This window comes from Actinomyces lilanjuaniae (assembly GCF_003606385.1).
GTDB classification, from domain to species: Bacteria; Actinomycetota; Actinomycetes; order Actinomycetales; family Actinomycetaceae; genus Actinomyces; species Actinomyces lilanjuaniae.
Map to the genome: position 1 here is coordinate 948955 of NZ_CP032514.1, position 14266 is coordinate 963220.

At 68.6% G+C, this 14266-nt stretch carries 10 protein-coding genes; 7 read left to right on the forward strand and 3 right to left on the reverse strand.

Annotated features, from left to right (window positions below):
- Window positions 1-233: 233 nt before the first annotated feature.
- The 3 genes from D5R93_RS04080 (at window position 234) to D5R93_RS04090 (ending at window position 4580) form a co-directional block, all read left to right on the forward strand.
- A complete protein-coding gene (locus tag D5R93_RS04080) occupies window positions 234-2402 on the forward strand; it encodes a hypothetical protein (protein ID WP_162933824.1) in 2169 nt (722 codons plus the stop codon).
- Window positions 2399-3418 (forward strand): DUF8094 domain-containing protein, encoded by a 1020-nt coding sequence (locus tag D5R93_RS04085; protein ID WP_120203969.1) that lies wholly within the window; start codon window positions 2399-2401, stop codon window positions 3416-3418. Before D5R93_RS04080 ends, D5R93_RS04085 begins: the two co-directional genes overlap by 4 nt.
- 172 nt (window positions 3419-3590) lie before the next feature.
- Window positions 3591-4580, forward strand: coding sequence for a tetratricopeptide repeat protein (locus D5R93_RS04090; protein WP_120203971.1), 990 nt, complete (start codon window positions 3591-3593; stop codon window positions 4578-4580).
- Between the two features lie 155 nt (window positions 4581-4735).
- On the opposite strand, the gene D5R93_RS04095 is transcribed toward D5R93_RS04090, so the two are convergent.
- From D5R93_RS04095 to D5R93_RS04100, 3 genes are all read right to left on the reverse strand, one after another.
- A complete protein-coding gene (locus tag D5R93_RS04095) occupies window positions 4736-4945 on the reverse strand; it encodes a hypothetical protein (RefSeq protein ID WP_162933825.1) in 210 nt (69 codons plus the stop codon).
- Between the two features lie 52 nt (window positions 4946-4997).
- Entirely contained in the window at window positions 4998-5567 is a 570-nt protein-coding gene (locus D5R93_RS13145; protein ID WP_162933826.1) for a hypothetical protein, read from the reverse strand.
- Between the two features lie 570 nt (window positions 5568-6137).
- Complete coding sequence (locus D5R93_RS04100; protein ID WP_119835819.1) at window positions 6138-8504, reverse strand: glycogen/starch/alpha-glucan phosphorylase; 2367 nt, start codon at window positions 8502-8504, stop codon at window positions 6138-6140.
- A 518-nt stretch (window positions 8505-9022) separates the two neighbouring features.
- On the opposite strand from D5R93_RS04100, the gene D5R93_RS04105 reads away from it, so the two are divergent.
- The 4 genes from D5R93_RS04105 to D5R93_RS04120 all read left to right on the forward strand — a co-directional run bounded on the left by D5R93_RS04105 (window position 9023) and on the right by D5R93_RS04120 (window position 14229).
- Complete coding sequence (locus D5R93_RS04105) at window positions 9023-9901, forward strand: BMP family lipoprotein (RefSeq protein WP_243106936.1); 879 nt, start codon at window positions 9023-9025, stop codon at window positions 9899-9901.
- Window positions 9902-9976: 75 nt separating this feature from the next.
- Entirely contained in the window at window positions 9977-11641 is a 1665-nt protein-coding gene (locus tag D5R93_RS04110) for an ABC transporter ATP-binding protein (protein ID WP_120203976.1), read from the forward strand.
- Entirely contained in the window at window positions 11638-12939 is a 1302-nt protein-coding gene (locus D5R93_RS04115) for an ABC transporter permease (RefSeq protein ID WP_243106937.1), read from the forward strand. Before D5R93_RS04110 ends, D5R93_RS04115 begins: the two co-directional genes overlap by 4 nt.
- A 3-nt stretch (window positions 12940-12942) precedes the next feature.
- On the forward strand, window positions 12943-14229 hold the full coding sequence (locus D5R93_RS04120) for an ABC transporter permease (protein ID WP_119835816.1): 1287 nt from the start codon (window positions 12943-12945) through the stop codon (window positions 14227-14229).
- Window positions 14230-14266: the final 37 nt, after the last annotated feature.

Here is a 14266-nt window from a genome sequence, read left to right on the forward strand (position 1 = left end):
AGGCGCAGCGGGGCTACCTGTACCTGGTGCCCAGGCCGCTTCGCTCAGCGCGTGGATTCCTGTGATCTTGCCGGGTCCTACCAGCGTCGCGGCAGCGGTCGTGCGATTCTGTTCCTCTGCTGGCGCCCGGGTGCGCTGGCAGCGGCTGAGGACCTGCGGGAGAGCCCCGTGGGCCTGAAGGTCCGCGTCCGTGTCCGCGAGCAGAGGAGATCCACGTCGTGAGGCGACGTATCGTGAGCGTGATCGTGACCGTCCTCGGACTGGTGGCCATCGCCCTGGCGGTGTGCTCCGCCACCATCTGGAGGCCCAGTCCGACGGTCGAGGCCACCCTGGCCAGCAGCCCGACCCAGCCCTACCTGGTCACCGAGCCCGGGGTCCTGGGGACTGTCAGCTCTGAGGTCACGGTAGAGGCGAGCGCGCCGGGTGACTCTGAGGTCACGGTGATCGTCGCCCGGGCGGCTGACGTCCAGGCCTGGCTTGACGAGGACCCCTACGTGTCGGTGACCGGGCTGGCAGAGGGCTCCGAGACCCTGGAGTCCACCGACGTGACTGAGGTGTGCGGCGACGAGGCCTCCTCCCAGGACGCTGACCAGACCGCAGAGCCGACCCAGGGGGCCAGTGCGGATGCCTCCGCGCAGGCCTCGGTGCAGGAGTCAGGCTGCGTCCCCCGGGAGGCGACCGGTAGCAACCCGGTGGGCTCCGACCTGTGGATCGACGAGCACACAGGGACCTCCAGCGTCAGCTTTACCTACTCGGCCACCAACGCGCACAACGTCATCCTCGCGGTGACGGACGGCCAGGAGGCGGCGCCGACGCTGACCCTGAGCTGGCCGCGCACCGTGTCCACACCCTGGTACTTCTACGCGGGGCTCGTGGTAGGCGGGCTGCTGGTCCTGGTTGGTGTCTTCCTGTTCCTCATCGACATCCAGATGCGCCACGCCGACAGGCGACGTCGCTCCCAGGCGGCTGAGAAGGCCGCGCGGATCGCGGTTGCGGACGAGGTGACCACGGCCGGGCTGCCCCGCCTCGATGACCCCAGCCGCAAGCTGACCCGCCGCGAGCAGCGTGACAAGGAGAGGGCTGAGGCCGCTGGGCTGGAGTGGGTCGACCCGCGTACCGGGCGCGTCCACGTCAACGGTGTTGAGGTCCCCGACGTGCCGGGAGCCCAGGAGGCCTGGGGGGCGCAGGACGCCGGGCAGCCAAGTGAGCAGCCTGGTGACGCGGCGGGCCTGCCCGGGGTACCTGGGTCGACAGAGGCGGTCTCTGGGTACTGGGACGGCCAGGCCTGGGGTGGCCAGGCCGTTGCCGGGGTCGATGAGGTCGCAGGTGGCGCGTCCGTGGGTAGCGGTGAGGAGACCGTGGTTGTCCCCGCCGTCCCAGACGCTGGCTCGGCCGACGTCGCTGGTGCTGGCCCGGACCTTGACCCAGTTGGTGCCCCTGACGCGGAGGTGGACGTCGAGGCGGAGGCTGAGACAGGCCCCTGGACCTCCTCGACCTCCCGCTTCGCCCCGCCAGGGGCAGGAGCCTTCCAGCCCGCGCCGGGGGCTGCGGTGCCTGCGTCTGGTGAGGAGGCGGGCGGGGAGGCGGCTGACGTATCCGCCTTCACCTTTGACCCGGCGGCAGTCCCCGGGGCTGTTCCCCCGCAGGCCCCGCAGTCCCAGGACGCTGTAGGGCCGGTGACCCAGGAGGACGCTCCCCAGGCATGGGGCCAGGCGGTGCAGGACAGTGCCCCTGAGCCGTGGAAGCAGGCGGTCCCGGGCCAGGAGCCTGTGTCACCTCCGATGCCGGCTACGGTGCCCGACCTACCGCAGGACCAGCGTCAGGAGCAGGAGTACCAGGGTCAGCAGGAACCCGGACAGGTACCCGGGCAGCCGCAGACATGGGACTGGTCGCCTGAGCCGGGTATGTGGGGCTGGCCGGGACGGGAGGGCAGTGGCTCCCAGGTGTCGCAGGTGCCGCAGGATCCCCAGGTGTCGCAGGACTCGTACGTACCGCCGTACGGCCAGCCCCAGCAGTCCCAGGTGTCCTACGGTCAGCCGCCGCGCGAGCTCAGCCTTCCTGAGCCTTCCCCCGAGCAGCAGGCTGGCTGGGGTCCGGAGCCCGTGACCCAGGAGTGGCAGCCGCAGGGTGAGGGGGCACTGCCGGGAGCCCAGCCCTGGCAGCTCTCGTCCCTGGGGACAGGGCAGCAGGCTGGGCCTGACGCTGCCTCTGGTCAGGTCGTCCCCGAGACTGGCCCTGGTCGACCTGAGGCCCGGGCGATGAAGGCGCCGCTTCCGAGCATGACGGGTCCCCAGGCTGAGGCTGAGGACCCTGCAGTGACCGCCGAGGTCGCAGCGGTCCAGGCCGAGCCCGTCGCGCCCTCCTCCGACGAGGCGGCGCCCAACCACGAGGAGCAAGCATGAGTACCAGCCGTCGTGCCCTACTGACAGGTGGTGCGGCCTCCGCCGTCGCCCTTGCCCTGGCCGCCTGCGGGCAGGACCAGCCGGCGGTGACCCCGGAGGTAACTGAGAGCGCCGTGGCCGAGTCGGTGCTGAGCGCCGAGAGGCTGACTGAGGTGCTGGAGCGCATCAAGAAAGGTATGGACGCCGCGGACAAGGAGAAGAACCCCGATCTCCTGTCCGGCTACGTCAATGGCCCCGGGGTCAGGGTCCGTCAGGCCCAGTACTCCCTGGCCACCGCCACCGAGGACGACTCCCAGGTCCACGTCCTCCCGGCTACGACGAGCCAGACGAGCTCGGCTGGGGTCACCCTGGACTTCCCGCGCGTGGCGATCAACGTCACCGACGCCTCTGATGACGTCGCCCCCTACCTCATGGCCCTGCAGCAGGACACGGCGCGGGACAACTTCCAGCTGTGGGCCTGGGTGCAGCTGTTTGCCGGGGCCGAGGTACCTCCTATCGCCTCTCTTGCCGGCGGCTCCGAGCAGGTGGTCGCCGACAGCGACGGCCTGGTGTCCACGCCGCAGGAGGTCCTAGACTCCTACGTGGGCGCCCTCAACGACCCTGACGGCGAGGACGGGAAGGCCTGGGCGGACGACGCCCTCCGCCAGAAGGTGGAGGCGGACCGCGCCATCGACCTCGGTGAGGTGGGCGAGGTCTCGGTGTCCGCCTCGGCAGGCAGCGACGGCTTCCTGGGACTGCGTACTGACGACGAGGGAGCCATCGTGGTGACCACCCTGTCCTACACGACCACGCTGAGACGGACAGTGGACGGTTCGGAGGTGACGTTGCAGGGTCCTGTGGCGTCCATGGTGGAGGACCCCTCGGTGATCGGGACCGTGACCGCTACCTACGAGGCCGTGGTGGCCTTCGCCATCCCCGTTGAGGGCTCTGACAGCAGTCCTGTGGCCCTGGGTGCCGAGGCGGTCCTGGCGAAGGTGGAGCGTGACGACGACCAGGCTCCCGCTGCCCAGGACTAGTCACGTCCAGGTGAGGCAGGAGGGGGCTCCCGCTTGGCCCTGAGCGGAGATCTGCCCGGGCACAGGCCCGGGCAGCGTCACGGTGACACAATAGTCCGGGCTGCGCGCAGGAGCGCGCGTCCCTGTCAGTAGTCGGGCACAGTCGGGCGCTGCCCGGGGAAGGCTGTCATCCATGTCCATGTTCGGTGCTGTCGACCTGTCCAGCCTGGTCCCTTCCGGCGGCTCATCCGGGGCACCCGCCCCAGGAGCCTCAGGGTCTGGGAGTGCAGCGGGCCCCGCAGCCGCAGGCCGGTCCCCGGGGCAGCCTGGTGCCACCGAGGCTGGCGGGGGACTGCCTCTGCCGCTGGTCGTTGACGTCGATGCCTCCACCCTGCGTGAGACGGCTGAGCTCAGCACCCGGGTCCCGGTGGTCGTCGTGCTGCACACGCCACGCAGCCAGGCCTCCTCCGACCTGGCCGCCCTGCTGGCGCGTCTGGCCGAGGACTACGCGGGTCGGTTCCAGGTGGCCCGGGTGGACGTGGACGCCGCCCCTGAAGTCGCCCAGGCCTTCCAGGCCCAGGCGGTCCCGGCTGTCCTCGCCCTGCTGGCCGGCCAGCCGGTGCCCCTGCTCCAGGGCGGTGCCACCGAGCCCCAGCTGCGTGGCGTGCTGGACCAGGTGCTGGAGGTGGCTGCGGCAAACGGCGTTACCGGGACCATTGCCGTCAGCCCTGATGCCTCGGGGGCCGACCAGGCACCTGCCGAGGCTGAGGAGACCGAGGTGGAAAAAGCCGCCCGGGAGGCTATCGAGGCCGGGGACTTCGCGGCGGCGGAGGAGGTCTACACCCACGCTATCAACCAGAACCCGGCTGACGACAGCCTCAAGGCCGCCCGTAGCCAGGTGCGGCTGCTAGCCCGCATGGACGGCCAGGACCCGCAGGCCCTCCTGGCTGCTGCCGACGCTACTCCCCAGGACCTCCAGGCCGTCCTGGCCGGTGCGGACGCGGCCCTGGCCCTGGGCGACGTCAACGCCGCCTTGGGGCGTGTCCTGGAGGCGGTGCGCTCCCATACCGGTGAGGAGCGGGAGGAGGCCCGCCTGCGTGCCCTGGAGCTCTTTGAGGTCATTGGTGCCACCACCCCGGAGGTCGCCCGCGCCCGCCGCATGCTGGCCAGCCTCTTGTACTGAGAGCCGCTGAGTGCTGCGGGGCTGAGACTGAGTCCCTGCCCGACACCGGTCCCTGCCCAAGGCGCGGTCGTGGCGATCCTGCCTGCGGCGGGCTAGGCCCTACCTAGGGCCCGGGTCCAGAGGCCTGTGTCTGCTGGGATCTGCCCCCAGGAAGGTCAGTGTTCCTGGTCGCTGGGCAGGTCCTGGTCGTCCTGACTGCTGCGTCGGCCTGTGCGCAGAACCGCCTCTCCGCCGAGGGCGCCTGCCACGAGGAGGAGGATCAGGACCAGGTAGAGGACGGTGACTGGCGTCGCGGTGTCCCCGACCAGGGCGGAGGCCTGCAGGACGCCGCTCACGGCGAGGCCGACGACGCAGGGAAGGCGCATGCGCCTGAGGAACCTGTTCACCGGCACCCCCGGGACCCACGCTTGATCTCGCTTACTGTGAGCCAGTAGTGGACTTTGATGCAGTTTCCATGACTGTAGTAGCTAGCTGCGTGCGCGGCCCAGTTGCCCTCAATAGCGGCTCCAATAGCAGCAGGGCCCCGACTCCAAGTGCAGCAGCAATACTATATAGCTCAGCCCACGTGGCTCCTTCCCATGAGAGCGAGTCGGTCTCGGCCCGGTTGAGTACCCACCCAGTTCGAGTCCATATCTCAAAGGAGACGATGTCGCCGGTCAGGTCATTCGGCCTCCCTGCCTGACCGCTTTCATCTCGACTAAGAGTGTAGCGATGGCTGCTACCGTCAACGGTGTCGGAGAAGGAAACGACTGCCTGCTTCCCATCGTCACTATACTCGACCGTGGGCTCGGTAAACCTGGCAATGTAGTCTAGCGCGGCCTGCAGGGTCTCCTGCTTGTCATGAGCGTTCTCGGTGCCGACGTCTACGCTGGTGGGTGGCGATGTTGGTTGGGCTGTTGCTGTGGCGGCACTGGCGAGCAACAGGGCTGTGCAGGCGGCTGCCGACAGCCTGGTGACCAGGCTGTGCCTCATGGTGATGGTTTTCATGGTGGTGGCTTCCTACTAAGACTGGACGTTGTCTGGTGGCGTATCTTGTAGGCCGGTATCCCGGAAATGCTGTGAGCCCTCGCTTTGTCCCGTGGTAGACAACCTGCACTGCCATAGTGCTTTCTCCTGCTGTGGTATGTCAACGGTCTCAGGTTCCCTTAAGGCGGGTGGACCCGTCGATGAAAGGTTTCAGTGGTGAGATTCTCCCGTGTGCGCTGAAGCGGCTCGGAGGTGTCTAGCATTCATGAGGCGCAGCAGGGGGCGGATGTCTGCGGTAAGAGCCGAAGAAGACGGAATACTTGGTAGAAGTCTGTGAGGAAGTTTCTGGGAGCAAACTTGCTGAGTGTCTTCTGGTAGTGGCGGCCTCAATCCGCTGCGTGAGCGGGCGTGGCCCCGGTCCCGACGCGTGCGGGCCGGGCAGGCGTCCCTGAACGCCCAGCCCGGCGGAGACGACGAGGCAACAAAGAAGAGGCAACGGAAACGTCAGAGGACAACACGGTACCGTGTTGTCCTCTGACGTTTCCGTTGCCTGAGGTTGCGTGAGCGGGCGCGGCCCCGGCCGCCCAGTGCTTAGTCCACCGGCGTGGGCTCGATCTTCCACACCTCGCGGGCGTAGTCCTGGATGGTGCGGTCGGAGGAGAAACGGCCCGAGCGGGTGATGTTGACCCAGGCGCGGCGCTGCCAGGCCCTCTGGTCGGCGTGGTCGGCAGCCATGGCGTCCTTCTTCTCGCGGTAGGCGGCAAAGTCGCCCAGCACGTAGTAGACGTCGGCGGGCTCGTAGGAGGGCTCCAGGAGGCTGCGGCGCAGGTCGGCGAACCATCCGGACCCGTTGTCGTCCAGGGTCCCGTCGGTGAAGGCGTCCAGCACGCGCTTAAGGCCGGGGACGTTCTCGTAGTGCCACACCGGGTCGTAGGTCTGGCGCAGGGCGGGCAGCTCGTCCTCGGTGGCGCCGAAGATGTAGGCGTTGTCCTCGCCCACGGCCTCCAGGATCTCCACGTTGGCACCGTCCAGGGTGCCCAGGGTCAGGGCGCCGTTCATCATGAACTTCATGTTGGAGGTCCCGGAGGCCTCCTTGCCTGCGGTGGAGATCTGTTCGGAGACGTCGGCCGCCGGGATGATGTGCTCGGCGGGGGAGACGTTGTAGTTGTGGATGAAGACCACCTTGAGGGTCTGGGAGACCACCGGGTCGTTGTTGACCAGCTCGGCCACGGCATTGACCAGCTTGATGACGCCCTTGGCCCGGATGTAGCCGGGGGCGGCCTTGGCGCCGAAGATGAAGACCCGCTTGGGGACCTCCAGGCCGGGGTCCTGCTTCATGCGGAAGTACAGGTCCAGGATGTAGATGGCGTTGAGCAGCTGGCGCTTGTACTCGTGCAGGCGCTTGATCTGGACGTCAAAGATCGCCTCAGGGTCGATCTCCACGCCCTCGCGGCTGGCTACCCAGGCGGCGAAGTCGGCCTTGTTGGCCTGCTTGACCTCGCCCAGGCGGTCGTAGACCGACTCGTCAACGGCGTCGGTGTAGTCCGCCAGCACAGTGAGGTCCTTGACCCAGGCGTCGGAGCCGGTGACCTCGTCCAGGAGGTCCGCCAGGCGGGGGTTGCACTGGCGCAGCCAGCGGCGCGGGGTCACCCCGTTGGTCTTGTTGTTGAAGCGCTCGGGCCAGATGTCGTGCCACTCACCCAGGGTCTCGCGCTTGATGATCTCGGTGTGCAGAGCAGCCACGCCGTTGATGGAGTAGGAGGCGTAGCAGGCGATCCAGGCCATGCGTACCGAGCCGCCAGCCAGAGGGGCCATGTAGTCGATCCTGCCCTGGTCCAGGCCGCGGCTGGCCATCTCCAGGCGGAAGCGGCGGTCGATCTCCCGGACGATCTCGGCGATGCGCGGGAACAGCCGGTCGAAGATGGACATCTCCCAGGTCTCCAGGGCCTCCGCAAGAACCGTGTGGTTGGTGTAGGCGAAGGTCCGGGTCACCACGTCCCAGGCCTGCTCCCAGGAGAGGTGGTGGACGTCCATGAGCTGGCGCATGAGCTCGGGGATGGCCAGGACCGGGTGGGTGTCGTTGAGCTGGATGGAGTTGTAGTCGGCAAAGCCGGTCAGGTCCTCGCCGTGCTGGTCTACGTAGTTGTCCACGATCTGCTGGAGGGAGGCTGAGCAGAAGAAGTACTGCTGGCGCACCCGCAGGACCTTGCCCTCGTAGGTGGTGTCGTTGGGGTAGAGGACTCGGGAGATGTCGGCGATATGCTCGCGCTCGACGATGGCGTCGGTGAAGCGCTGGGAGTTGAAGGCCTCGTAGTCGAACTCCTCCACCGGCTCAGCCTTCCACAGGCGCAGCGTGCCCACGTTCCTGGTCCCGTAGCCGGTGACAGGCATGTCGTAGGGGATGGCGCGCACGGTCATGTCCTGATAGCGGACCAGGCGCTGGGCCTCCTCGCGTCGGATGACGAAGGGGTAGCCATCCTCCATCCACGGGTCGGGGTGCTCGGTCTGGAAGCCGTCCTCGAACAGCTGCTTGAACAGGCCGTAGCGGTAGAGGATGCCGAAGCCCCACACCGGCAGGTCCAGGGTGGCGCAGGAGTCCAGGAAGCAGGCGGCCAGGCGTCCCAGCCCGCCGTTGCCCAGGGCGGCGTCGGGCTCCTGCTCCAGGACCTGGGAGAGGTCCTGGCCGAAGGCGCCCACCGCCTCGCGCGCCTGGTCCACCAGCCCCAGGTTGGTGAGGTTGTTGAGCAGCGCCCGTCCCATGAGGAACTCCGCGGAGAGGTAGTGCTCCATGCGTCCGGCGCGGTACTTCTGCTGGGTGGCGTACCAGTCGTCCGCGATCGCGTCGACGACGGCGGCGGACAGTCCCTGCCAGACCTCCATGGGGGTGGCGGCGTCGGCGGGACGACCGGAGACGGCGCGCACCTGGGCGGGCACACTCGTGACCAGGTTCTGAGTCATTGCTTCTTTCCTCGTCGGGGCACATGGACCAGCAGCCGCGCACAGGCGGCGGCAACGCCTAGAAGCCTACCGCGCCAGGCGGCCCCAGCGGCCGGGAGGGCGTGTGACGAAGCGCTGAACGGGGCCGTACCGCCCCGGTGCGGGCGTACCTGGGGGGCGGCTGGCGGAGGTCGGCTGGGGCTGCCCAGACCCGCAGGGCTGCGCAGACGGCCTGCGTCGTTTCCTTGGCTGTCACCGTGAGCGCAGTATCCTTGTACGGGTACGGGCGGTGTGGCTCGTGCTCCCCGAAATCCTGCTACGGAGGTCCCGATGAAGAAGACCCGTCCTACGCTGGCGCTCGGCCTGCTTGCCTCTCTGGTCCTGACCGCCTGCGGCGCCGCCCCGGACGAGGGCGCCTCCGGTGGCGGGGCGGCCAGCGACTTCACCGCGTGCATAGTCTCTGACGAGGGCGGCTTTGACGACCAGTCGTTCAACCAGTCCGCAAAGGAGGGGCTGGACCGGGCCAAGGAGGAGCTGGGGTGGCGACCATCGCGGTGGAGTCGGAGGGGTCCGCAGACTACTCCACCAATATCGACTCCCTCGTCCAGCAGGACTGCGACCTCATCATCGGTGCGGGCTTCAACCTGGACGTGGACCTGGCGACAGCCGCGCAGGCCAACCCGGACATGAACTTCGCTCTCGTTGACTCCACCTTCTCTGACACCCAGGGCGAGCCGGTGGAGCTGGACAATGCCAAGCCGCTCATCTTCAACACGGCTGCGGCCGCCTACCTGGCTGGCTACGCCGCGGCGGGCGTGAGCAGCACGGGCATCGTGGCCACCTACGGCGGGATGCAGATCCCTACGGTGGAGATCTTTATGGAGGGCTTCGCCAGGGGCGTGGAGAGGTACAACGAGGACAACGACGCCTCGGTCACCGTCCTGGGCTGGGACCCGGACAGCCCCAGCACCGGTTCCTTCGTCGGTGACTTCTCGAACACCCAGGAGGGCCAGTCCCTGACTGAGCAGTTCCTCTCCCAGGACGCCGACGTCATCATGCCGGTGGCCGGCCCCGTGGGGCTGGGCACCCTGTCCACGGTCAAGGCCTCCTCTGGCGACCAGGCGGTGGTATGGGTGGACGCTGACGGCTACGAGTCCACCAGTTCCGGTGACCTGATCCTGACCTCGGTGGTCAAGGAGATCGGTATCGCCGTCTACAACACCGTCCAGGAGGCCACCGAGGGCAGCTTCTCCTCCCAGCCCTACATCGGGACCCTGGAGAACGAGGGGGTGTCCCTGGCGCCCTTCCACGACTACGACTCCCAGGTCCCCGACCAGGTCAAGACCAGGATCGAGGAGCTGCGCCAGCAGATCATCGACGGCTCCCTGGACGTGTCCACCCCCTACGACCCGTCCTGACCCTGCCGTGCAGCGCCCTGTCGACTGCCCCGCCGACGGCGTCCTGACGCCTCCCCGACCGGAAGCGAGTCCCGCGTGAAGCTCGAGCTGCGTGGTGTCACCAAGACCTTCGGGCCTGTCGTGGCCAACGACCGTATCGACCTGACCATCGAGCCCGGGCAGGTCCACGCCCTCCTGGGGGAGAACGGCGCGGGTAAGTCCACGCTCATGAACGTCCTCTACGGGCTCTACCAGCCCGACGGCGGTCAGGTCCTCATTGATGACGTGCCTGTGACCTTCTCCGGGCCCCGGGACGCCGTGGCCGCGGGGATCGGTATGGTCCACCAGCACTTCATGCTCGTCCCGGTGTTCACGGTGGCGGAGTCGGTGGCCCTGGGCGACGAGCCCACCGGGCCGGCGGGGGTCATCGACACCGCTGCTGCCGCTTCCAGGGTCACTCAGATATCGCAGCGCTTCGGGTTCGACGTGGACCCGCATGCCCGTATCGAGGACCTGCCGGTGGGCGTCCAGCAGCGTGTGGAGATCATCAAGGCGCTGTCCCGCGACGCCCGGGTGCTCATCCTGGACGAGCCCACTGCGGTGCTCACCCCGCAGGAGACCGACGAGCTCATGGTCGTCATGCGGGGACTGAGGGACTCCGGGACCTCGATCGTCTTCATCACCCACAAGCTCCGGGAGGTGCGTGAGGTCGCTGACGCTATCACCGTCATCCGGCGGGGGCGGGTCGTCGGTACCGCCGAGCCCACCACCTCTGCCGCCGAGCTGGCCAGCCTCATGGTGGGCCACGACGTGTCCCTGACAGTGGACAAGGACCCCGCTGACCCCGGGGACGACGGCCTCGTCCTGGAGGACCTCACCCTGCTGGACCAGGACGGCGGTGCCGTGCTTGAGGAGGTGACCCTGCACGTGCGGTCCGGCGAGATCCTCGGCGTGGCGGGGGTCCAGGGCAACGGGCAGACCGAGCTCGGCGAGGTAGTCCTGGGTCTGCGCGCGCCTGCAGCGGGGCGTGTGCTCCTGGGAGGCCGTGACGTCACCGGCCACAGCGTGCGTCAGCGGCTGCACGACGGCCTGGGGTTCGTTCCCGAGGACCGCTCGCGCGACGGCGTGGTCGCTGACCTCTCCGTGGCTGAGAACATGGTCCTGGACCGTTACGACGACCCATCCCTGGGACGGAGGCACTCCCTGTCTCCCGCACTGCTGCGCCGCAACGCCGAGAGGCTGCGCGAGGAGTTCGACGTGCGGGTCGGCGAGGTCGGCGACCCCATCTCCACCCTCTCCGGCGGTAACCAGCAGAAGACCGTCCTGGCCCGCGAGCTGTCCCGCCCCCTCACGGCGCTCCTGGCCTCCCAGCCCACCCGGGGCCTGGACGTCGGCTCTATCGAGTTCGTCCACCAGCGGCTCGTCGCTGAGCGTGACGCGGGGACGGCCGTGCTTATCATCTCTTCCGAGCTGGACGAGATCTACGCCCTGTCCGACCGTATCGCGGTCATGTACCGCGGCCGGGTGACCGGCGTGGTCACCCCGGACACGCCGCGCGAGGTGCTGGGGCTCATGATGGCGGGCGCGTCCCCCTCCCAGGCGGGTGCCCAGGAGGACCCCGGCCAGGGGGAGCCGGGTGCGCACGTCCCCGAGGATGCCCCCGAGGATGCTGAGACGACCAAGACACGGACCGGTATCAAGACTGAGATGAGGACAGATGAAAAGACGGACAAGGGGACAGAGAGGAGCCAGGAGCAGTGACAGCGGTCCCAGCCACTCCGGCCACCCCCGGTGGCCCGCTCCCTGACCCGTCCGGCGAGCCGTCCGCGGACTCGTCCGCCAACCCGCCCCGCCCCGGGGTCCTGCGGCGGGTGGCGGAGTCCACGGCGTTGGCGGGAGTCCTCGCCGTCGTGTCGGCCATGATCGTGGGCTCGGTCCTCATCCTTGTCGCCGACGAGGAGGTGCGCACCACCGCCGGCTACTTCCTCGCCCGTCCCGGCGACTTCCTTGGTGCTGCGGGCTCCAGCCTGGTCGAGGCCTACACCTCCCTCCTGCGCGGCTCGGTCCTCGACTGGAGGGCGACCACGGCCACGCGTATGGTGCGCCCCCTCACTGAGACGCTGACCAACGCCACCCCCCTCATCATTGCGGGCCTGGGGATGTCGGTCGCCTTTCGCGCGGGCCTGTTCAACATCGGAGGCCAGGGACAGGTCGTCCTGGGCGGGATCCTGGCTACCTACGTAGGTATCACCTGGGAGCTGCCCGTCGTCGTCCACCTGCCGCTGGCTGTGCTCGCCGCTGTCCTGGGCGGGTTCGTGTGGGGCGGTCTCGCAGGCCTGCTCAAGGCCCGGACCGGAGCCAACGAGGTGATTGTCACCATCATGCTCAACTCCGTGGCGGGGTACCTGCTGGCCCAGCTGCTTACGACCACCGTCTTTATCGGCGAGAGCGGTAGCAACCCCAAGTCCCTCTACCTGGCCGGGTCCTCTCACTACCCGCTTCTGCTGGGAGACTCCTTCCGCCTCCACGCGGGCTTTCTTGTCGCCCTGCTGGCCGCAGGGAGCGTGTGGTGGCTCATGGAGCGCTCGCGGCTGGGCTTCCAGCTGCGGGCTGTCGGCCTTAACGCCCAGGCGGCCCGCACCGCCGGGATGAACGTGTCCCGGGTGACCGCCGTGGCCATGATGGTCTCCGGCGCCTTGTGCGGCCTGGCCGCTACTGCCCCGGTCCTGGGCACACAGAGGTACCTGGGGCTGTCCGTGGCGGGGACTATCGGCTTTGACGCCATCACCGTGGCTCTCCTGGGACGGTCCACCCCGCTGGGCACCGTCCTGGCGGGCCTGCTCTTCGGGGCGCTGAGCGCCGGTGGCACCACGATGCAGGCAGCCACGGGCACACCGGTCGATATCGTCCTGGTCCTGCAGTCCACCATCGTGCTGTTCATTGCTGCGCCCTCCCTGGTACGCGCCCTCTACCGGCTGCCCGCCCGGGGCTCGTGGACGCGCCAGCAGGACACCGCTGCGGCTGCGGGCACCCCGGCCCCGACCAGCAGGGAGGCCTGAGCCATGACTACTGCCTCACCCGTCCTCAGCTCTGCCGCTCCCAGAAGTGTGGCGACCACGGTCGCTCGGGAGTCCGTGGAGCTCAAGATCCCGGTCGCCGGAGTCGTGGTGACGGTTCTCCAGGTGCTCATGACGCTGTCTGCCCACGGGTCGACACGCTTCGCCCTGGCGACCCGTTCCGACCTCCTGGCGCTTCCCGTCATCACCGTCCCGGCGCGTGCCACGATCCTGGCGCTGGCGGTTCCTGCCGTGGTTGCCACGGGCTGGGCATGGTGGCGCTCCTGGCGGCGCGAGGGGGTCGGTGCGGGGGCGGTGACCATCCTGGGGGCGGCCTTTGTCCTGGCCTTCCTGACCTGGGCAGGCGCCGGCCGGGACACCCTCGTGCCGATGGTGACCATCCTGTCGTCGACGCTGGCACTCAGCGTCCCCCTGGTCTTCGGCAGCCTCGCTGGCGTCATCGGTGAGCGGTCCGGCACTATCAACATCGCTATCGAGGGCCAGCTGCTGGGCGGGGCCTTCCTGGGGGCCGTGGTCGCCTCTGCAGCCTCCAGCCCCTGGGCCGGGCTGGTCGCCGCCCCTGCGGCGGGCGTGCTTGTCTCCCTCCTGCTGGCCCTGTTCGGGCTGCGCTACCGGGTCAATCAGATCGTCGTGGGGGTGGTGCTCAACGTCCTGGTCCTGGGACTGACCGGCTTCCTGTTCTCCACGGTTCTCTCTCGCGACCCCGGTCTCAACCAGCCGCTGCGTCTGCCAGTCATCTCGGTTCCCGGCCTGGCCCAGGTGCCCGTCATCGGGCCGGTCCTCTTCCGCCAGACTATCCTCGTCTACCTCATGTACGCAGCGGTGGCCTTCTTCTCCTTCATGCTGTTCCGCTCCCGGTGGGGCCTGCGGATGCGTGCGTGCGGGGAGCACCCCAAGGCCGCTGACACGGTAGGCATCAACGTCATGCGCACCCGGGTGGCCAACCTGGTGCTCGCAGGTGCCCTAGCAGGCCTGGGCGGTGCCTTCTTCACCGTGGGCAGCGGCCTGTCCTTCACCAAGGACATGGCGGCGGGCAACGGCTATATCGCCCTGGCGGCCATGATCCTGGGCGGGTGGCGCCCTCTGGGATCTCTTGGCGCAGCGCTGCTCTTCGGCTTTGCCACCTCCGTGGGGCAGACCCTGTCCGTAGTGGGCAGTCCTGTCCCCGCTAACATCATCCTCATGATTCCCTACGTCGTGACAATTCTGGCCGTGTCCGGGTTCGTGGGAAGGGTCCGCGCCCCCGCCGCAGAGGGGGTGCCCTACCCGTGACCTTCTCCGTTGAGGACCGTAGCGCTGTGTCTCCGCC